Consider the following 19598-nt stretch of genomic DNA (forward strand, 5'->3'; position numbering starts at 1 on the left):
TGAACTCACAAAAGCTTGTAGGCTTTTTACACATTGTGCTGAACCAAAGGAAATACTCAATAATTGCGCTTGAATGCACGTCCCGGGGTCACTAGAATCGTGATAGATTTCTTCATAAACAGGCATTTATAGGACAATTTGCCGCAAACCAGCCAACGACGAAGGATAACAATTAAGCATGCCAGCTTCTATAGAGTTAGATGAGTTCGACCTAAAAATCTTACGCACATTACAAGAGAATGCCGATTATTCAATGGCTGATTTAGGAGCCAAAGTTGGCTTATCTCATACGCCCTGCTGGCGTCGCATCAAACGTCTAGAAGCTGAGGGGGTTATCCTTGGTAAAGTGACTCTGCTTAACCCTCAGGTACTGAACCTGGGCGTCACGGTACACGCCTACTTTACTATGAAACGACACGATGAAGAATCTCTTAACGCTTTCGAATCTGCCGTGGAAAATGTTGACGAAATAGTCGAGTGCTATTCTACGAGTGGCGAAAAGGATTACTTGCTAAAGATTGTTGTAGACAGTGTCGATCATTACGAGCGCTTTTTCAAACAGAAGCTTGTTCACTTACCCAATGTATCTAGTGTCAATTCAACTTTCGCGCTGAAACAGGTGAAATACACAACCCGATTACCGCTTTAATTGAGCTTATCGATAACTTCTCGCTCAATATCAGCCAATGTACCTTCAATTGACTCAGTAGAGCGCACAATAATATCGGCATAGCGCTCGTAAAGGGGGGCGCGCTCGTCATAAACGTCCTTCAAAGACTGCCCCGATGGCCCGGCGATTCCCCTTTCCGCTAAACCCAGTTTTCGTTGTGCTAACACCGCATATTCAACGTGTATATAGAGAACGGGGCCGAGTGTTTTAAGGTGAGAAATCGCTGCCTCACTGTAAACCGCACTACCCCCAGTGGCAATGACACAATTATCGAGATCGAGTGAAGTGATCACACGTTCTTCTAACTCGCGTAAATACTGATAACCTCGGTCCTCGACGATTTTCTGGAGGACGGTATTTGCCCGTTCTTGTATCAAGAGATCTGTGTCAACAAACGACTTGCCTAAGTGTTTCGCAAGCAACACGCCCAACGTACTTTTACCTGCGCCAGGCATACCGACCAAGCTGATACACGACATCACAACACCTTTGTTATATTACGAAGACTTTACGTCAGCTATTTTACGCGATTTTTAAAGACGATTCTTAGCCGTAATAATCAATTTTTTGACCTTTTTGAGCGCCCTCTTCTTTACCTCATGAACCGCCGATTATGGACCATGATCTTACTCCTTATCTGGCTTACACAGGAGCACTTCTGTGAAACAAGGTTTAAGCAACTAACGCCCAGATCACTGTGAACTGCCGTTAAGCACCCTAGTGAGCCCTCCTATTCTGTCACGGAAGCTTTTTAATTATTTAACTAAAGTGAAATATAAACTGGATATCTTTCGCTGGCATATTCTACAGACCTAAGGCTGTTAATAATGCTTAAAGTGAATACCCTCTGGATCTCAGATGTGCATCTCGGAAACCGAGATTGTCACGCAGACTCTCTCCTCGCTTTTTTAGATAAGATCGATTGCGATACCCTTTATCTTGTCGGCGACATTGTCGACATGCTAGCGCTCAAGCACCGCGTTTACTGGCCAAGTGAGCATACCGAAGTTATGCATAAGATTCATCGCATGGCGCAAAACGGTGTTCAAGTCATCTATATTCCAGGCAACCACGATATGCCTCTTAGGCATTATGACGCGGGTCTCTTTCTTAACATTCAACTGCACAAAAACTTTGTACATGAAACCGCTAAGGGCGAAAAATATTTGTGCGTTCATGGTGACGAGTTTGATCACGCTGTTTTATATCATGCGATGAATAGAATAATTGGCGAATACGCCTATGGGTTGATGTCATTCATGAACCGAAACTTTCGCAGGATTAGGAAATTTTGTGGTCTACCCTACTGGTCGCTAGCAAACTATCTTAAAGAAAACATATCTCAGGCACGAAACACAATCGAAGCATTCGAAGTGGCGGCTGCAGGTGAAGCTGAACAACGAGGCCTAGACGGCATTGTGTGTGGTCACATTCACAAGCCAGAACTACGCAAGATTGGGAAAGTCACCTATTGCAATGATGGAGATTGGACAGAAAGCTGTAGTGCGCTAATAGAAAATCTATCCGGTGAAATGCAACTCCTATCTTGGAACGATATTCGGTTATTGATAGAAGAAAATGTAACCCCAATGGCGACTGCTGCATAGCCGAGGACACTTATGATTTGCCTTGAGTCTTTCGTAGAAGAAAAATACCCAGGTTTTATCCAACGACGCCCACTCTTGGGAAAAACACTGGTACATATACTGAAGTTATTGTGTCACGAAAGCGAATTTAAACAGTTCTCTAGTGACTATCCTCATTTACAAGGGATCGATTTTGTCGAACAAGCCCTTAATTATTTTGACTTTTCCTTCCGTATTAAAAATTCTCATCGCGAAAGAATACCCAGCCAAGGTAGAGTCGTCATTATTGCTAACCACCCCATCGGCAGTCTAGACGGTTTGGCGGTGCTTAAACTTGTGTCTGAAATTCGACCCGATGTAAAAGTCGTTGCCAACGAAATACTTTCTGCCATTGAGCCTTTGGATTCGCTTTTGCTTCCCGTAGACAATATGGCTGGACGCTCAGGCAAAGAACAGCTTAGAAGCATCAAACAACACCTCGAGAACGAAGGCGCTCTCATCATATTTCCCGCCGGCGAGGTATCTCGCATGAGCGCAAAGGGGATTCGAGATGGGCACTGGAACCCGGGATTTTACCGGTTCGCAAAACAAAGCAATTCCCCTATTCTTCCATTATTGATTGATGGCAGAAATTCGTGGTTTTTTTACACGCTTTCACTACTGGCAAAACCAATCAGCACATTGTGGCTGATAAGAGAAATGTTTAAACAAGCTAATCATAATATTGACATATACGCCGGGAAAGTAATCGAGCCTGAAAGCTACAAAGACTTAGGTCTTCCTCCGGCCTCAATCGCCAAGCTATTCAAAAAGCATGTCTACAGACTCGCCAAAAAACACACAAAATCGCTTTCTTTCGCGGCAGAGTACGAACCACTCGCCCACCCTGAAAATCGTTGGAATTTACAAAAAGAGATTACGCAGTGTGAAAAACTTGGCGTAACTAATGACGGAAAAATCATTTACCTCTATCGCTATGTACCTAATTCGTCGGTTATGCGTGAACTCGGTAGACTACGTGAACTTACGTTTAGACGTGTCAAAGAGGGAACAGGAAAACGTCGCGACATTGACCCATACGATAGCTATTACGACCACGTTATACTGTGGGATTGCAACGAGCTAGAAATCGCCGGAGCCTATAGGATGGTGCGCAGCCGAGAAGCTATGCTCAACGGAACACAAACTCCTAGGTTGTACACACAGACACTCTTCGACTTTAATCAAAGCTTCAACCAGTATATAGAAAACGGTCTTGAGCTGGGTCGAAGCTTTGTTCAACCTCGCTATTGGGGAAAAAGGAGTGTCGATTACCTTTGGCAAGGTATCGGAGCCTATCTGAACAAATATGCTGAGATTCGCTACTTGTTTGGCCCTGTTAGCATTAGCCAAGATTACTCGGCAGCAGCTCAACAAGCTATTGTCAGGTTCTACAGCCTTTACTTTGGTGCTACGAGCGCTAGTGGCACGGTGACGCCGAAAACACCGTATGTATTAGCTGAAAAGCAATTAGACAGTCCTCTATTTTTACAAGGCAATAATTATCGGATAGATTTCTGTCATCTAAAACAATACTTAAAAGAGCTTGGCGTGACCGTACCGACACTATACAAGCAATACAGCGAGCTATGTGAAGTAGGCGGTGCGCAATTTATCGACTTCAACATCGACCCGGATTTCGCAGACTGTATTGATGGGTTTTTACTTGTCGAGCTAAAACGCATCAAGCAAGAAAAGCGCCTACGCTATATCGAAGCGCACAACCCTTTTGAGCAATCGAAAAATAGCGCCGCGTAGACGTTCTCGGAATCTAACCCACTATGCCTTTTGTTTTTAGGTCTGCCAACTGTTCACCCGACAATGATAATAGCTCACCAAGCACTTCGTCATTGTGACTACCTATTTCACCGCCAGGCCATTCTGTAGCGCCAGGTGTTTCAGATAACTTTGGCATAATTGCTGGTACAGACAAGGGTTTACCATTAATTTCAACTTGCTCAAACAAGCCTCTTTCTTGGAAATGTTTGTCTGACATCATATCAGCCACATTATAGATCGGCCCAACCGGCACCCTGTTACTCTCTAGCAAGGATATGGCTTCATCAGCATTAACACTACTGCACCAGTGAGCCAATGCTTCATCAATTTCCGGTTCGTGCTTAACCCGGCCTGCGTTATTTTCTAGACGGGGGTCATTGGCCATATCATCTCGACCGGCTGTTTCCATTAAACGTTTAAAAATCGAGTCGCCATTACCACCGATGACGATGTACTTTCCGTCCCTACATTTATACGTATTAGTAGGCACAATACCGGTAACTGTAGTGCCTGAGGGTTGCCGCACTACGCCAGCGCCACTATATTCAGGAATCACTGCTTCCAATAAATTAAACATTGATTCGTAAAGGGCTACATCAACCACCTGTCCACTATTAGCGTTACCAGCTTTTTGCGCGAACAGCGCCATCACTACACCCAAAGCGGCGTGAATTCCTGCAATAGTATCACCGATACTTAAATTAGACCTGACCGGCGCCTCGTCTGGGAAACCGGTGACATACCTAAAGCCACTGATTGCCTCGCACACTGACGCAAAACCGGGTTTTGTGCTGTAGGGGCCTGTTTGACCATAGCCAGATATTCGAGCGTATATGAGTTTGTCGTTTATTAACTTAGCGTCATCCGGGCCGAGCCCCCATTTTTCCATAACACCTGGACGAAAATTTTCTATAACAACATCACTAGTTTTCATTAACTCTTTAACGAGTTCACGGCCTTCATCTTTTCGTAAATCAATTGAAACTGACTTTTTATTTCGCGCTAAACTTCGCCACCACAATGACGTCCCCTCTTCTAAGATACGCCAGTTACGAATTGGATCACCTGTAACTGGTGGCTCTATTTTTATCACTTCGGCACCAAAATAGCCCAAAATGCACCCCGCAAAAGGGCCCGCTAGTAACTGGCCTACTTCTAGCACTCTAATACCGTTTAATGGTTTTGCGTTTGACATAGTGTTGCTCTTCAATCTAGTCGAGTGTTAATACAATCTTGCCCATGTGTTGGCTTGTTTCCATGAGCTGATGAGCAGCTACCACCTCAGAAAATGGAAACGACTGATATATAATGGGCTTAATCTTACCTTCTTCGAGCAAAGGCCAAACCCTTTGTAATAATTCACTAGCAATCTGAGCCTTATACTCAGCGCTTCTTGGTCTCAACGTACTTCCAGTTAGCGTTAATCGTTTCATCATGACGGGGGCAAAATTGACTTCCGCTTTTGCGCCGCCGAGAAATGCAATGTTTATGACATGCCCATCCATTGCAGCAATCTGAATATTTTTTGCTATATAGTCTCCACCGACCATATCAAGAATAACGTCTACACCGTAATCTCTAGTCGTCTCCAAAACCGTTGCTACGAAGTCCTGTTCTTTATAATTAACTGCGAGATCGGCACCGATCGATTCACAAAACCTACATTTTTCGATTGAACCCGCGGTGGTAAAGACCTGGGCACCCAAAGATTTTGCTAACTGAATGGCAGTGCTCCCGATACCACTTGAACCGCCATGTACCAAAAAGTATTGACCAGGCTTTAATACATCACCATGAAACACATTACTCCACACCGTAAAAAATGTTTCCGGAATGGCAGCGGCTTCTTCAAATGTTAGCCCTTGAGGAATAGGTAAACACTGTCCAATCGGTGCTTTAACAAACTCTGCATAAGCCCCGCCGTTGGTTAAAGCACACACAGGGGTATTTAACCATTCATCGTCTACCCCCTCGCCAAGCGCCACTACGACGCCAGAGGCCTCTAGCCCAAGGACCGGCGAAGCGTCAGTAGGCGGCGGGTACAAGCCCATACGCTGAGCAACATCAGGACGGTTCACCCCTGCCGCCCTCACTTCGATAAGCACCTCACCTGGCAATAACTCTGGCTTATCACCTTCTGCGATGCGCATTACCGAAGCATCACCGTGTCCATCGAGGTTTATATATCGCATAAATTCACTCTTATATTAGTTATTACGGAGACAAGCGAGAGATATCCCACTGATCAATACCCCTGACAAACTGAAAACGATCATGCAAGCGATTGACTCTGCCTTGCCAAAATTCAATTTCTTTTGGTACCACACGAAATCCGCCCCAAAAATCCGGTAATGGTATTTCTTTGTTCTCGAGTTTATGTTTCATGCTATCAAACTGCTTCATCAAAAATTGACGCGAGTTTATACGGCTACTTTGTGCCGACACACTGGCTGCAATTTGACTATCTCTAGGCCTCGATAAAAAGTACTTAAGACTTTGAGCTGTACTCACTTTGGTCGCTGTGCCGCGAATAGTTACTTGGCGGTCTACGCTATGCCAAGGAAAGTGCAAACTAACTTTTGGGTTGTTAGCCAGCTCTTTTGATTTTCGGCTTTCATAGTTTGTATAGAAAACGAAGCCCTCGCTGTCGAACTGTTTGAGTAACACCATACGCTGAGAAGGCTGCCCGAGGTCATCTACTGTTGCAACAGTCATTGCAGTTGGATCACTAAGCCCTGCCGCAATGGCCTGCTCCATCCAGAGACCAAACAACTCGAGTGGGTCATTAGGTAAGTCTTCACGGTTAAGCCCCGCGCTTTGATAATCGCGGCGAATTTGATCAATTGTTGGCATTTTGTACCTTGCTGAAGAAAGTGATTGAGTGAAAAGGCGACAAAAAATAGCACCGTAGAAACAAAAAAGCGACAGTCAATGCTGTCGCTTTTTTAAGGTACTTGCGGTTTCGGCTACAACCGGCGGACAAGGACGTTTCTTTGCCCAGTGTTCTTCTCAGTCTGAATCAGTTCATCACCCTCAATTTCAACGGTGAACTCCATCGGGCCTTGGCCTGGTACATCAAAACTAATCTCATTACCCTCTAGCGTGTATGGCATGGTCATTCCCATACCCACAACTTCAAACTCGGTCTCAGAGAACTTCAGTGTGACGGGGAACCCGCTCACTTCGCCTTCCCACTCACCTGTCATCATATTTTCTTGTAAGCTTGGTTCCATGAGTGAACAAGCGGTGAACGATAGCGCGATAACACTAGCGAATGCTAGTTTGATGAACTTTTGAGTCAAAATTCTCATGACAGATCTCCGTGTAAGTGGTCTGGGCCGATTGCCCGAATATTTAATTATGTTACCGCTTTATAATAGCGGTTTGCGTGCTTGGGCAATCTCCGTCTACCTAAAATTGTAAGGTACACCCAGGAAAAGCCTCGGAGCTTATTAGTAAACCCTATCGAGGCTCTATGCAAGTTCATTTACGCTATTTATCGGTTTGCAGGAGGTTACTGGCGAATACCTTCTATGTGTAGAGATAAACTCACTTCTTGAGACGCCGGGCCTAAATTGGTCGGAATGCCAAAATCCGTCAGTTTGAGTGACGTTGAACCCGAGAATCCAGCTCTATAGCCACCCCAGGGGTCCTTTCCTTCACCCACCTTAACCACATCAATCACGATATCTTTGGTTACGCCCCGCAGGGTCAATGTGCCAGCAAGCTCCCCTTCCGTATCACTGGTCGCAGTGTAGCGAGTACTCTTAAACGTCGCTTCTGGATACTCTGTAACATAGAGAAAATCTTTTCCTTTAAGGTGCTTATCGCGCTCTGCGTGGTTACTGTTGAGGCTCGTTGTATCAATAGTTACAGATATTGAAGCATTCTCAGGGGATGCCGCATCATAGCTAAAACTGCCGTCAAACTTATCGAACCGGCCAACGAGAATACTGTAGCCTAGGTGAGGAATCTCAAAATTGATGGACGCGTGAGCACCTTTCGTATCAATGGCATAATCCGCGGCGATTACTTGGGAAACGGATAAAAAACTGGCGATTATTACTGCAAAAAACGACTTCATAAGACACTCCTTGATAGATAGAAACGAAACATAGACCTAAACGATATGGGAATGTTGCCTTGAGATAAAGTTCCCCACTATTTCTATTTATGCCCACATTAGTCGTGTTTTTTTGGTGAAAGCATCCGTACTAACGTTCTATCTTTATCAATGAAATGATGCTTTAACGCAGCCAACATATGGAGCGCAGCTATAGCAATTAACCCCCATGCCAAATAAAAATGAGCCACGCCGGCTTTATCTTCCTGATTATCGATTCCAAGCCGAACCGCAGGGAAATCAACCCAGTCAAACAACGACACCGCAGAACCATCAGCAGAAGAGATTAAGTAGCCTGATACAAATATCAGCAACAAGACTGCATAGAGTAAAAAATGTGCGACACTTGCCAGAATTCGCTCCGCATCAGACTTAGAAAGCGACTGAGGTAAAGGGTTAACAGTGCGCCAAACGAGCCTAAATAGAACTATTCCTAAGCCTATCAAACCGATGCTTTTATGCACCCAGGGTGCCTTGTGATATAAAGGATCATAATAATCGAGGCCAGTCATATACAACCCTAGACTAAAAAGAAAAACAGCGATTATCGCGGTTAGCCAATGCAAAAGGATTGTCACAAGCCCAAAGCCAGACGCGGTATTTTTTATTCTCATAGCCATCTGCGTACCCCGGTTAGGTTGATCCAAAGTGACTTACAATTTATAGACATCACCACTCAGCACCATCGGCAAGAAGCTTACACGGGCCGTCTAGTTAAAGAAAGAGGAGTAACCGTTGAAGACGAAACCTAAAAGACTATCAGTTTTATCCAAACTCATAGTCTTTATTAAGCCCTACCCACTACAAGTATTGGTTGCGAGTATCGCGCTTGTGTTTACCGCAGCAGTTAACCTTTTATTAGTTCAAGGGGCTAAGTACCTAGTGGACCAAGGTTTCATTCAACAATCTAGTACCGCACTCAACCAGGGAATAGCCATTATCATGGTGCTTATCATAGCTAGTGCGGTAGGCACATTCTGCCGATTCTACCTAGTCTCCTGGCTCGGTGAACGCGTCACAGCGGACATACGAGAAAAGGTTTTTAATCATTTATTGACATTAGATACACACTACTTCGAAACCAATAAAAGCGGCGAGATCATGAGCCGATTAACCACTGACACAACCTTGCTACAAAACATAATTGGCTCTTCTGCCTCAATGGCTCTTCGGAGTTTACTCATTGTTGCCGGCGGCATCGTCATGATGTTTGCCACCAATATGAAACTTAGCCTTATTGTACTAATCAGTGTGCCCTTAGTATTAACACCTATTATGCTTTTTGGTCGCCGGGTTCGAGGGCTTTCACGTAGAAGCCAAGATTCTATTGCAGACTTGGGTAGCCATGCGGGCGAAATCATTCGTCAAATAAAGACCGTTCAAAGCTATGTCCGAGAGACATTTGAATCTAATAACTTTAAACGCCAAGTCGAGACCGCATTCACAATCGCTCTACGGCGCATTCTCCAAAGAGCATTATTGATCGCTGTGGTCATGATTTTAGTATTTTGTGCGATTGCGGGCATGTTATGGGTTGGTGGTCACGACGTATTAAATGGCGATATGACCGGAGGTGAATTAAGTGCCTTTATCATATACGCCGTTATGGTCGCGATGGGTGTTGGCACTATCTCAGAGGTCATGGGAGAACTACAACGAGCGGCGGGTGCCACAGAACGATTAGTGGAACTACTGGAAGAGCGAGCAACGATAAAATCCCCTATCACTAGTCCACCAGCCGGAGAAAAAGTAACCCGAGATATACAGCAAGCTCCAGTGAATCAAGAGGTTTATGAGCAAACGCCAATAGGCAACCGACCAACGCAACTCGGAAAGGCAACAGTCGCATTTAAATCCGTATATTTTTCCTACCCATCGCGACCAGACAACTTGGCTCTCGATAATTTTTGTTTCACCCTTGATGACGGCGTCAGTCTTGCCCTTGTAGGGTCTTCAGGCGCAGGAAAGTCTACCGTTTTTGAACTTATGCAGAGATTTTACGACCCGCAATCGGGTGAGATTTACATTGGTGGACACAACATCAAAAACATATCTCCCCAATTGCTACGTTCCTGGGTCGGGATAGTTCCTCAGCAACCTGTATTATTTAGCGCCGACGTTGCATACAACATCCGCTACGGTAACACTGAAGCAACCGAGCTTGAAATACGAAAGGCGGCCGAGGCTGCTAACGCATTAGAATTTATAGAAGAATTACCCAATGGGTTCGCTACAGATTTAGGCGAGCAAGGGGTGAGATTGTCTGGCGGTCAAAAACAAAGAATTGCGATTGCGCGTGCGATTATCAATAATTCAAGAATCATGCTACTTGATGAAGCTACCAGCGCATTAGACTCTGATAGTGAACGACAAGTGCAGACCGCATTAAATCGGCTCATGAAAAATAGAACGACCATCGTCATTGCTCATAGGCTTTCGACGGTTAAACACGTTGACCTTATAGGCGTTGTTGATCGAGGGAGGCTCGTCGACATGGGTACCCACGAAGCGCTAATTGAAACATCAGCGATTTATCAGAAGCAATATGCTATGCAGTTTCAGACGGAGCTACCCGATTGAGCGTGGCCATGTATCGATTCACCAACGTTTTCGTCAACATTCGAAATTAACAAAGGTGTCGCAAACTGAATATTATATTCCGAAGCCGCGCGGTTGGCAGCTTGCTGAATTAATGAAGGTGTTTGCAAGAGGTATTGCCGCACCGTTTTAGTCACTTTGGTATTAGGTAACGCCTCAACGTAGTAAAACAGCGTGTACTCTAATGCATAGTCGCCGGAGTTTGTTAATACTACTTCGAACGGGATGTTTTTATTTATTTTAGCGTCCCCCTCTTCTACTAACCTCTCATGCATGGTGGCTGCCATTTGTAGCACACGATGATTTAACTCGGAAAAAGGATTAGCCTCTCGCTTTTCAGAATCAGTAGAAAAATCACTGGGATAGGAAATATTAAATACCAAAGAATGGCGCAAACCATCTGTTGAAGCTCGCTTACTTAGATTGTCGACTCGACTATTAATTAGCTGGCTATTTCGCACAATGATGCGATGATTATTACGTACATCGAGTAGAATGGTGTAAATGAATGAGACACGACTAATAATAAGCTCATCAGACAGCCCGCCAATCTTAATAACATCGCCATCTTCTAGCATGTTGGAATTCAAAATCACCAACCCAAAATAAATATCGGGGGCCCAGATAGAATTAGTTAACGCTAGAAACGCGAAGAATATGCCCAGGAAACCAGTAGTTTGTAACAGCCCTTCCAGCTCCCAAATAACAATGAGGCAATACAACGCGATCAGAATAATGACGATCGCTGCGACTAGATCCATCAGCCGGGAATTGTAGTTATCTAGGTAGATGGGCTTGCCATCCACCTCCCGCTGCGTTCCGAATTTTTGTCTGCTAAAAAAAGACGTGATGTTAAAAAGTAATAAACAACCGAAAAAAGTTGCAATGGTTAGCCCAAATCGTATGAATACATTCTCGTATGCGGGAAATGCAGACACCAAGACCAAATCGAAGACATGAGAAAGCAGAAACAGAAAAGCACCGAAACGTAATGCTCGAGCCTGTAATGTAACATCTTTCCCATGATTAAAAGGACGCAGCAGCCCATTGGCAAAAAAAAGAACCAACAAATTGACAACGAAAGCCGCAACATGTCCAAACACTGGGGTTTGTATTTGCTCAATAACCGTATGCAAATCAATCAATGGAATACCCTTTTCACAACATCCTTATACATAAGGCTCGCTTTACAGTTCAGCTAATATTGCTTCGGCTGCACTTTTTTCAATAGCTTTACTATCCACACCAAGATAGCTGACTTTGCCATCATCAAGAATCATGGCGTACCGTTGACTGCGAACACCCATGCCAAAACCCGTGCCATCTAATTCAAGCCCCAATGCTTTCGCCAGTTCTGCATTGCCATCTGCCAGCATAATAATCTCTTCGGCATTTTGGCTTTTTCCCCAAGCATCCATGACAAACGCATCATTAACGGATACGCAAGCGATCACGTCGACTCCCTTTTCTTTTATTTTGTCTGCGTTGACTACAAACCCAGGCAAGTGCGCCAATGAGCAACCTGGTGTAAACGCCCCTGGCACAGCAAATAAAACAACTTTCTTACCCGCTACAAGCTCACTAAGGTTGATATTCTCAGGGCCTTTCTCGCCCATTATTTTTAAAGTCACTTGCGGTAGTGAATCACCCACTTGAATCGTCATATAAAATCCTTAAGGTATTAAAATATTGTTAAACGCGCTTAAACTGTGCAGAGATATTGTTTCTACGGCTAGATTTATTATCACTTGCCTTTATCTATTCGGTTACAGGCGCATCTTCCAGAATGGACCTGCATGATGATAATGCAATGATGGGCCGGGTAGAATTTCACGCAAATAATGTCCTATGCCCTTCTCCGCTCGCCAATCCCGAGGGTAACCTAGAGAAACTTCTTCGTAACGGACGCCATCACGATAATCTGTTGAACGCATATGTAAATGCCCAGAAACTACAGCGTGAACATTATACCGTTTGTGCCAATCTTCGGTATGTCTTGTACCGCACCATATCGAGAATCGAGGGATACGCATTGTGCGCGAGAGATCATAGCGTAATGGAAAATGATTCACCAATATCAAAGGCACATCATCTTCTAGCCGCTCAAGCCGAGTACGGGTGTAGTCTACACGTGCCTGGCACCATTCGACGATAGAACTAAATGGCTCGGTCGCAATCATTGACTCGTCGCGACATAGCACGCCAGACTCGACGGCCCAGGCTACAGCATGTTCGTGTTGCACATGAGCAGGTCGGAAGCTGTAGTCATACAAGAGACAGAGCGGAGCGACGCGAAACGGCGACTGCCCTGGAAAGACGGGATACTCATCCTCTGGGGTGTGAACCCCCAGCTCACGGCAAATCTCCACTAACGCGAAGTACTTTTCCACTGACGATGTGTAGATATCAGGCTGATCAAGCCATAGTTCGTGATTACCTGGCACCCAGATGATTTCAGAAAAACGGGACTTCAGTACCTTCAAGGACTCTGCCAGGATGTCAGCGCGGGTGCAGATATCGCCCGCTAATATGAGCCAGGAATCGCCCTGAGACTGTAATTCCAACAACGCAACACGATTTTTCTTGTTATCGAGATGTAAATCACTAATTGCCAGCAGCTTCATAACCGTTCTGCCCCGTCGGTCGATTGCTAACGTAGGCTGTATGCCTCATGGTTGACTCATCAATTGCATCGTTTAGAATTCTTTAAGCCCTACTAAAATAACACGCAGGCTTCTATGTACGCCGTCATCGACCTTGGCTCGAATAGCTTTCACCTACTTATTGCAGAATACTGCAATGACCACTTCCAAGCTGTCGCTAGAGTAAGCCGTAAAATCCAACTGGCTGAAGGGCTAAACTCATCGCCTTACTTGTCAGCCCCTGCAATTTCAAGAGGGATAGAGTGTCTCAAAGAGTTTAAATCCATTCTATTACAATACCCCATTGAGCGTCAGCGTGTTGTTGCTACTCAAGCGTTGCGCGAAGCAGAAAACGCAAGTGATTTCGTATCCATTGCTAACGAGTTAGGCTTTGAGATCGACATTATTAGCGGCGAACAAGAAGCAAAACTGATTTTTACCGGCGTCAACGATCCACTCCCAGAATCCAGCAAACAACGCCTTGTGATTGATATCGGTGGAGCGAGCACCGAAATTTCGCTAGGTGCCAATAGCCATGCGAGCTTTGCTCAAAGCCTCCCGATGGGCTGCGTAAAATGGCGAGACCAATTTTTTTCAAAATCGATTCAGTATCAAACAAATGGCGTTAAAGCCCAGGACGCTGCCCGGAAAGTATTAGCGCCCATACAAACCCAGCTATCGAAATTAAACTGGCAAGAAACGTATTCGTCTTCGGGCTCTTCAAAGATGCTGGCCAGCATTGCAGAAGCCAATGGCTGGAGTGACGGTGAAATTACTCTACATTGCATTGAGCAAGTTGAAGAACAATTGTCTCACATAAACAGCATACAGGAGCTGTACTTACCGGGTCTTAACCCTACTCGTCTAGACCTGTTAGCCCCTGGGGTAGCAATTCTCGGTAGCATTATGCGCGCATTGAATATTCAAACTATTCAGCATAGCCGTACTGCGCTCCGCGAAGGTGTACTAAGCGAACTGACACAATGTCGCGTCGACTACCGATTACTTAACGAAGCCGCCTTTACAGCCTAACCTTCAGCCACAGATATTGTTCGCTTTCAATTCGATCTTTGATCCGCTTTTCCCGCAAACAACACGCATAAAAAAAGCAGCCGAAGCTGCTTTTAAATCGTTAAATACTTACCACACTACCAGCCGGTAACTTCTTTCAATGCTTCGCCAATTTGCGCAAGGCTACGAACGGTTTTAACACCCGCATCGCCTAGAGCTGCAAATTTTTCGTCCGCAGTGCCTTTACCACCAGAGATGATTGCGCCAGCATGACCCATACGTTTGCCTGGAGGTGCTGTTACACCAGCGATATATGAAACAACGGGCTTGGTGACATTTTCTTTGATGAATGCAGCGGCTTCCTCTTCAGCAGTACCACCGATTTCGCCGATCATGACAATCGCTTCTGTCGCTGGGTCTTCTTGGAACATGCCGAGAATATCAATGAAGTTTGAACCAGGAATTGGGTCTCCACCAATACCAACACATGTAGATTGGCCGAAACCATAATCCGTAGTTTGCTTCACCGCTTCATAAGTCAATGTACCTGAGCGAGAAACGATCCCTACTTTACCAGGCAAATGAATATGACCAGGCATGATGCCAATTTTACATTCTCCGGGAGTGATGACTCCTGGGCAGTTTGGACCGATCAAACGCACACCTAACTCATCGCACTTCACTTTACAGTCGAGCATATCCAGAGTTGGAATACCTTCAGTAATACAAACAACCAATTTAACGCCGCTGTTTGCCGCTTCTAAAATAGAATCTTTACAGAAAGGCGCTGGAACATAAATAACGGATGCGTCTGCACCGGTTTGTTCAACTGCCTCGGCCATGGTATCAAATACTGGAAGCCCTAAATGCGTTTGACCGCCTTTTCCAGGTGTTACACCACCGACCATTTTTGTACCGTAAGCAATTGCTTGCTCCGAGTGAGAAGTACCTTGCGAGCCCGTAAAGCCTTGGCAAAGCACCTTAGTGTTTTTATCAATCAAAATACTCATTGCTTGTCCTCTAATTCTTTACGGTGCGTTTACTTGGCTGCGGCAACAACTTTTTCAGCTGCGTCAGTAAGACTTTCGGCTGGAGTGATATTCAAACCACTATCTGCCAACGTTTTCGCGCCTAATTCCGCGTTATTTCCTTCCAATCGAACAACTACCGGTATTTTAACGCCAACCTCTTCAACGGCACCGATAACACCTTCTGCGATGAGATCGCAACGAACGATACCACCGAAAATATTAATCAAAACGGCTTTAACGTTTTTGTCAGAAAGAATAATTTTGAAAGCTTCAACAACGCGCTCTTTAGTCGCACCACCGCCTACGTCGAGGAAGTTTGCAGGTTGACCGCCATGCAATTTAACAATATCCATAGTACCCATGGCCAAACCTGCACCATTAACCATGCAACCAATATTGCCGTCGAGAGCGACGTAGTTCAACTCCCATTTTGCAGCATGAGCTTCACGTTCATCTTCTTGGCTAGGATCATGCATTTCTTGCAACTTCGGCTGACGATACATCGCATTACTGTCGATATTAATTTTTCCGTCCAAGCAGTGAAGATTACCTTCTTCTGTTATCACCAACGGATTAATCTCTAAAAGTGCTAGATCGTAATCCTGGAACAACTGCGCCAAACCGATAAAGATTTTAGTAAATTGTTTCACTTGAGCAGGATTCAAACCCAATTTAAAAGCAAGCTCTCGACCTTGATAGGGCTGAGCGCCAACTAATGGATCGATCGTTGCTTTTAGAATTTTTTCGGGTGTTTCTTCTGCAACTTTTTCAATTTCAACACCGCCTTCAGTAGACGCCATAAAAACGATGCGACGTGTTGAGCGGTCAACAACAGCACCCAGGTATAGCTCTTGAGCAATATCGGTGCATGATTCTACGAGAATTCGGCTTACAGGCTGACCTTTCTCATCTGTTTGGTAGGTCACCAAGTTTTTTCCAAGCCATTGGTTTGCGAAATCAGAAATTTCTTGCTTAGAGCTAACCAATTTAACACCACCAGCTTTACCACGTCCGCCAGCGTGCACTTGCGCTTTAACAACCCATTTTTCGCCACCAATGGTATCCGCTGCGGCAGCAGCTTCTTCTGCTGTTTTAGCAGCTATGCCTTTGGAAACCGGCAAATCGTACTCGGCAAACAGTTGTTTTGCCTGATACTCGTGTAGATTCATGACTACCTTCCAATATATTTTGATAACTTTGCTGCAATGCAGCCGTTACGTTTATGCAAACAACACGTTCAATAAATAACACTGCTTGCCCCGTTACTACTCTCTAAAGTACTGACTTTTACGCCAACACTTTATTTTTTACACGGCGTTTATTTTTTTTTCGGTCGCCGGTTACCAATGTGTATAGCATGGCCGTTGACAGCTAGCGCTGCTTCCCGAACACACTCAGATAGAGTCGGATGACCAAATACTGTCATGCCAATATCTTCAGCCGTTGAGCCAAATTCCATAGCAATTGCGACTTGCTGAACCAGGTCTGCCGCACTTGGACCAACAATGTGGCAACCCAGTACACGATCTGTTTCTTCATGAGCAATCATTTTCACCATACCGGCGGTTTCATTCGAGGCTAGCGCGCGACCGCTAGCAACAAATGGGAACACACCCACTTTATAGGGTTCGCCGTCGGCTTTGACTTGTTCTTCAGTACGTCCGACTGCAGCAACCTCTGGGTGAGTGTATATGACGTTTGGAATGATATCGTAATTCATCACGGTCTTTTGGCCAGCAATACGCTCCGCAACCATTACACCTTCCTCAGAACCTTTGTGCGCCAGCATTGGCCCACGAACGACATCACCAATTGCCCATACGCCTGGAGCATCAGTGGAGCACAGATCGTTAACGTAAATTGAGCCACGCTCATCGATATTCACACCGCTATCAGCCGATAATAGCTCTTCTGTATAAGGTCTGCGTCCAACACAGACAATGAGTTTATCGAAGGTTTCTTGTTGCTCGTTACCGTCTGCGTCGGTAAAGGTAACGATCGCTTTTTTACCCTTAACTTCTGTACCTGTCACGCGACAACTCATACGAATATCTAAGCCCTGCTTAGATAGAATTTTTTTCGCTTCTTTGGCTATTTGTTGGTCCATCATAGCGAGAAATGAATCAAGCGCTTCAAGTAGAACGACTTCTGAGCCTAATCGCCCCCAAACACTGCCGAGCTCTAGGCCGATAACACCGGCACCGATGATGCCAAGGCGCTTTGGAACTTTATCAAAATTTAACGCGCCCGTTGAATCGACAACCACTTCACCGTCTGTCTTCGCAACAGGAATAGACACAGGTACCGAACCAGACGCTAAAATTACATTGTCAGCTTCGAGAACTTCTACCTTGCCGTCGTTTGATGTGTATTCAACTTTACGACCGGCGAGTAATTTACCGTGTCCGTAAAGACTCGTTGCTCCGTTTGCTTTTAGCAACTGAGCAACACCACCTGTTAGCTGCTTCACGATGGAGTCTTTGCGCGCGATCATCGATGGCACATCGACCTTAACACCAGATGCTGAAATACCGTGGACATCGAAACCATGTTTAGCTTCATGGTACTTGTGCGAACTGTCAAGAAGGGCTTTAGAAGGAATACAACCAACGTTAAGGCAGGTACCACCGTTGACGCCTTTCCCCTCATCGTTTTGCATACGTTCAATGCAAGCGGTTTTTAAACCTAATTGTGCTGCGCGAATCGCTGCCACATACCCCGCTGGTCCTGAACCAATAACAATGACATCATATTTGTTCGACATTTTGTCTTCCCAATTTTTTGTAGTAATTACGCAAATAACACTAATTATTTCCGTAATAGAGCAAATTTAAACCAAACGAAAAGATCCAATTAGATCTCAAGCAAGATTCGTGCTGGGTCTTCCAGTAAATCCTTGATAGCAACCAAGAACTGCACCGCCTCTTTTCCATCAATCAAGCGGTGATCATATGACAACGCTAAGTACATCATCGGAAGAATCTTAACCTCACCATTGACGGCCATTGGGCGGTCCTGAATCTTATGCATACCTAAGATTGCAGTTTGTGGTGGATTAAGAATCGGAGTAGACATTAATGAGCCAAACACCCCGCCATTAGTGATGGTAAAAGTACCACCAGTGATCTCCTCAATACCCAATTTGCCATCACGTGCGCGCAAACCAAAGTCACGAATGTTCGCCTCTATATCAGCAAGGCCCATGTTTTCAGCATTTCGAAGAACGGGGACAACCAAACCTTTCTCTGTCGATACGGCTACACCAATATCTTGGTAACCGTGATACACCGTATCACTGCCGTCGATCGACGCATTAACCACAGGGTAACGTTTCAATGCTTCAACAGCCGCTTTCACGAAAAAGCCCATAAAACCAAGACGTGTACCATTGTGTGCTTTTTCGAATTGATCTTTGTACCGGCTACGTAGAGCCATTACGGGCGCCATATTCACTTCATTGAAGGTAGTAAGCATGGCAGTACTTTGGCTAGCGTCCAATAGACGCTCAGCGATACGACTACGCAAGCGAGTCATCGGTACTCGTTTTTCAATTCGCTCGCCAGCACCCAAGTCAATACTCGCCGGCGCCGAAACGGTAGAGCTCTTAGTCGAGGCCGGTGGCGTTGAAGGTTTAGATGGCGCGGAACCACCGGCTTCTTTAGCCGCTACAACGTCCTCTTTATTAATTCGACCATCTTTTCCCGTACCCTTAACGGTACTGAGGTCAATGTTGCTTTCTTCCGCTAACTTACGTGCAGAAGGGCTAGCGATAACCTCACCAGCACTCTCCGAAGGTGAAGCAGTTTCAGTAGGAGCGTCGGAAGCTGCCGCGGGAGCATCACCCTCAGCAAAGATCGCAATCACTTCGTTACTTAATACGGTTTCTCCCTCACCCTTTTTCACTTCGGCTAAGGAACCATTCGCTGGTGCGACAACTTCTAAAACGACCTTATCAGTCTCTATATCAACAATGAGTTCATCTCGAGATACTGCTTCGCCCGGTTGCTTGTACCAAGTAGCGATGGTGCCATCTTGTACAGATTCTGGGAAAGTTGGTGCTTTGATTTCTATACTCATCCTCGGATTATCCTATTACTCGATGCTAATCTTGCATTCATT

19 protein-coding genes are annotated in these 19598 nt (G+C 45.2%); 5 read left to right on the forward strand and 14 right to left on the reverse strand.

What is annotated here, in order from left to right; translation table 11 throughout:
* Nucleotides 1–178 precede the first annotated feature (178 nt).
* On the forward strand, nucleotides 179–649 hold the full coding sequence (locus ACZ5NB_RS10000) for an Lrp/AsnC family transcriptional regulator (RefSeq protein WP_460234765.1): 471 nt from the start codon (nucleotides 179–181) through the stop codon (nucleotides 647–649).
* On the opposite strand, the gene ACZ5NB_RS10005 is transcribed toward ACZ5NB_RS10000, so the two are convergent.
* Nucleotides 646–1149 carry a shikimate kinase gene (locus ACZ5NB_RS10005; protein WP_464107512.1) on the reverse strand — a complete coding sequence of 168 codons (504 nt, stop codon included), beginning with the start codon at nucleotides 1147–1149 and terminating at the stop codon, nucleotides 646–648. The genes ACZ5NB_RS10000 and ACZ5NB_RS10005 overlap by 4 nt on opposite strands.
* 348 nt (nucleotides 1150–1497) lie before the next feature.
* Here ACZ5NB_RS10005 and ACZ5NB_RS10010 point away from each other — a divergent pair, with 348 nt between their 5' ends.
* Nucleotides 1498–2277, forward strand: a complete 780-nt coding sequence (locus tag ACZ5NB_RS10010) for a UDP-2,3-diacylglucosamine diphosphatase (protein ID WP_460234763.1) — start codon at nucleotides 1498–1500, stop codon at nucleotides 2275–2277.
* 12 nt (nucleotides 2278–2289) lie between these two features.
* The gene (gene olsF / locus ACZ5NB_RS10015; protein WP_464107513.1) at nucleotides 2290–4053 is read left to right on the forward strand and encodes a bifunctional ornithine lipid synthase OlsF; all 1764 of its coding nucleotides are present in this window, start codon (nucleotides 2290–2292) and stop codon (nucleotides 4051–4053) included.
* Nucleotides 4054–4066: 13 nt separating this feature from the next.
* On the opposite strand, the gene ACZ5NB_RS10020 is transcribed toward olsF, so the two are convergent.
* From ACZ5NB_RS10020 to ACZ5NB_RS10045, 6 genes are all read right to left on the reverse strand, one after another.
* The gene (locus ACZ5NB_RS10020; protein WP_464107514.1) at nucleotides 4067–5269 is read right to left on the reverse strand and encodes a CaiB/BaiF CoA transferase family protein; all 1203 of its coding nucleotides are present in this window, start codon (nucleotides 5267–5269) and stop codon (nucleotides 4067–4069) included.
* 16 nt (nucleotides 5270–5285) lie between these two features.
* Nucleotides 5286–6266 carry an NAD(P)H-quinone oxidoreductase gene (locus tag ACZ5NB_RS10025; RefSeq protein WP_460234760.1) on the reverse strand — a complete coding sequence of 327 codons (981 nt, stop codon included), beginning with the start codon at nucleotides 6264–6266 and terminating at the stop codon, nucleotides 5286–5288.
* Between the two features lie 22 nt (nucleotides 6267–6288).
* Nucleotides 6289–6927 carry a pyridoxamine 5'-phosphate oxidase gene (pdxH, locus tag ACZ5NB_RS10030; RefSeq protein WP_460234759.1) on the reverse strand — a complete coding sequence of 213 codons (639 nt, stop codon included), beginning with the start codon at nucleotides 6925–6927 and terminating at the stop codon, nucleotides 6289–6291.
* A 113-nt stretch (nucleotides 6928–7040) separates the two neighbouring features.
* Nucleotides 7041–7385, reverse strand: a complete 345-nt coding sequence (locus tag ACZ5NB_RS10035) for a lipocalin/fatty acid-binding family protein (protein ID WP_460234758.1) — start codon at nucleotides 7383–7385, stop codon at nucleotides 7041–7043.
* 203 nt (nucleotides 7386–7588) lie between these two features.
* Nucleotides 7589–8158, reverse strand: a complete 570-nt coding sequence (locus ACZ5NB_RS10040) for a YceI family protein (protein ID WP_460234757.1) — start codon at nucleotides 8156–8158, stop codon at nucleotides 7589–7591.
* 98 nt (nucleotides 8159–8256) lie between these two features.
* On the reverse strand, nucleotides 8257–8817 hold the full coding sequence (locus ACZ5NB_RS10045; RefSeq protein ID WP_464107515.1) for a cytochrome b: 561 nt from the start codon (nucleotides 8815–8817) through the stop codon (nucleotides 8257–8259).
* A 115-nt stretch (nucleotides 8818–8932) separates the two neighbouring features.
* On the opposite strand from ACZ5NB_RS10045, the gene ACZ5NB_RS10050 reads away from it, so the two are divergent.
* Entirely contained in the window at nucleotides 8933–10777 is a 1845-nt protein-coding gene (locus ACZ5NB_RS10050; protein WP_460234755.1) for an ABC transporter transmembrane domain-containing protein, read from the forward strand.
* Here ACZ5NB_RS10050 and ACZ5NB_RS10055 read toward each other — a convergent pair.
* The 3 genes from ACZ5NB_RS10055 to ACZ5NB_RS10065 all read right to left on the reverse strand — a co-directional run bounded on the left by ACZ5NB_RS10055 (nucleotide 10756) and on the right by ACZ5NB_RS10065 (nucleotide 13419).
* A complete protein-coding gene (locus tag ACZ5NB_RS10055) occupies nucleotides 10756–11940 on the reverse strand; it encodes a hypothetical protein (RefSeq protein ID WP_460234754.1) in 1185 nt (394 codons plus the stop codon). The two genes, ACZ5NB_RS10050 and ACZ5NB_RS10055, sit on opposite strands and share 22 nt — an antisense overlap.
* 42 nt (nucleotides 11941–11982) lie before the next feature.
* Complete coding sequence (locus tag ACZ5NB_RS10060; RefSeq protein WP_460234753.1) at nucleotides 11983–12459, reverse strand: peroxiredoxin; 477 nt, start codon at nucleotides 12457–12459, stop codon at nucleotides 11983–11985.
* Nucleotides 12460–12561: 102 nt separating this feature from the next.
* Nucleotides 12562–13419, reverse strand: coding sequence for a metallophosphoesterase family protein (locus ACZ5NB_RS10065; protein ID WP_460234752.1), 858 nt, complete (start codon nucleotides 13417–13419; stop codon nucleotides 12562–12564).
* A gap of 114 nt (nucleotides 13420–13533) precedes the next feature.
* Here ACZ5NB_RS10065 and ACZ5NB_RS10070 point away from each other — a divergent pair, with 114 nt between their 5' ends.
* Complete coding sequence (locus tag ACZ5NB_RS10070; RefSeq protein ID WP_460234751.1) at nucleotides 13534–14469, forward strand: Ppx/GppA phosphatase family protein; 936 nt, start codon at nucleotides 13534–13536, stop codon at nucleotides 14467–14469.
* A 116-nt stretch (nucleotides 14470–14585) separates the two neighbouring features.
* Here ACZ5NB_RS10070 and sucD read toward each other — a convergent pair whose 3' ends face one another.
* The 4 genes from sucD to odhB form a co-directional block, all read right to left on the reverse strand.
* Nucleotides 14586–15458, reverse strand: coding sequence for a succinate--CoA ligase subunit alpha (gene sucD / locus ACZ5NB_RS10075; protein ID WP_460234750.1), 873 nt, complete (start codon nucleotides 15456–15458; stop codon nucleotides 14586–14588).
* 29 nt (nucleotides 15459–15487) lie between these two features.
* Nucleotides 15488–16648 carry an ADP-forming succinate--CoA ligase subunit beta gene (gene sucC, locus ACZ5NB_RS10080; protein ID WP_460234749.1) on the reverse strand — a complete coding sequence of 387 codons (1161 nt, stop codon included), beginning with the start codon at nucleotides 16646–16648 and terminating at the stop codon, nucleotides 15488–15490.
* Nucleotides 16649–16797: 149 nt separating this feature from the next.
* Nucleotides 16798–18243 carry a dihydrolipoyl dehydrogenase gene (gene lpdA, locus ACZ5NB_RS10085; protein WP_460234748.1) on the reverse strand — a complete coding sequence of 482 codons (1446 nt, stop codon included), beginning with the start codon at nucleotides 18241–18243 and terminating at the stop codon, nucleotides 16798–16800.
* 89 nt (nucleotides 18244–18332) lie between these two features.
* Nucleotides 18333–19556: a 2-oxoglutarate dehydrogenase complex dihydrolipoyllysine-residue succinyltransferase gene (odhB, locus tag ACZ5NB_RS10090; RefSeq protein ID WP_460234747.1), complete on the reverse strand. Its 1224-nt coding sequence runs from the start codon at nucleotides 19554–19556 to the stop codon at nucleotides 18333–18335.
* Between the last annotated feature and the right edge of the window lie 42 nt (nucleotides 19557–19598).

Source organism: Aurantivibrio plasticivorans, from assembly GCF_055392955.1.

Coding starts and splice junctions, on each gene's coding strand:
- ACZ5NB_RS10065 (WP_460234752.1), bottom strand. CDS start 13,419: ATGAAGCTGCTGGCAATTAGTGATTTACATCTCGATAACAAGAAAAAT.
- sucC (WP_460234749.1), bottom strand. CDS start 16,648: ATGAATCTACACGAGTATCAGGCAAAACAACTGTTTGCCGAGTACGAT.
- ACZ5NB_RS10000 (WP_460234765.1), top strand. CDS start 179: ATGCCAGCTTCTATAGAGTTAGATGAGTTCGACCTAAAAATCTTACGC.
- lpdA (WP_460234748.1), bottom strand. CDS start 18,243: ATGTCGAACAAATATGATGTCATTGTTATTGGTTCAGGACCAGCGGGG.
- ACZ5NB_RS10025 (WP_460234760.1), bottom strand. CDS start 6,266: ATGCGATATATAAACCTCGATGGACACGGTGATGCTTCGGTAATGCGC.
- ACZ5NB_RS10035 (WP_460234758.1), bottom strand. CDS start 7,385: ATGAGAATTTTGACTCAAAAGTTCATCAAACTAGCATTCGCTAGTGTT.
- ACZ5NB_RS10045 (WP_464107515.1), bottom strand. CDS start 8,817: ATGGCTATGAGAATAAAAAATACCGCGTCTGGCTTTGGGCTTGTGACA.
- olsF (WP_464107513.1), top strand. CDS start 2,290: ATGATTTGCCTTGAGTCTTTCGTAGAAGAAAAATACCCAGGTTTTATC.
- ACZ5NB_RS10060 (WP_460234753.1), bottom strand. CDS start 12,459: ATGACGATTCAAGTGGGTGATTCACTACCGCAAGTGACTTTAAAAATA.
- ACZ5NB_RS10010 (WP_460234763.1), top strand. CDS start 1,498: ATGCTTAAAGTGAATACCCTCTGGATCTCAGATGTGCATCTCGGAAAC.
- ACZ5NB_RS10070 (WP_460234751.1), top strand. CDS start 13,534: ATGTACGCCGTCATCGACCTTGGCTCGAATAGCTTTCACCTACTTATT.
- ACZ5NB_RS10040 (WP_460234757.1), bottom strand. CDS start 8,158: ATGAAGTCGTTTTTTGCAGTAATAATCGCCAGTTTTTTATCCGTTTCC.
- sucD (WP_460234750.1), bottom strand. CDS start 15,458: ATGAGTATTTTGATTGATAAAAACACTAAGGTGCTTTGCCAAGGCTTT.
- ACZ5NB_RS10005 (WP_464107512.1), bottom strand. CDS start 1,149: ATGTCGTGTATCAGCTTGGTCGGTATGCCTGGCGCAGGTAAAAGTACG.
- odhB (WP_460234747.1), bottom strand. CDS start 19,556: ATGAGTATAGAAATCAAAGCACCAACTTTCCCAGAATCTGTACAAGAT.
- pdxH (WP_460234759.1), bottom strand. CDS start 6,927: ATGCCAACAATTGATCAAATTCGCCGCGATTATCAAAGCGCGGGGCTT.
- ACZ5NB_RS10020 (WP_464107514.1), bottom strand. CDS start 5,269: ATGTCAAACGCAAAACCATTAAACGGTATTAGAGTGCTAGAAGTAGGC.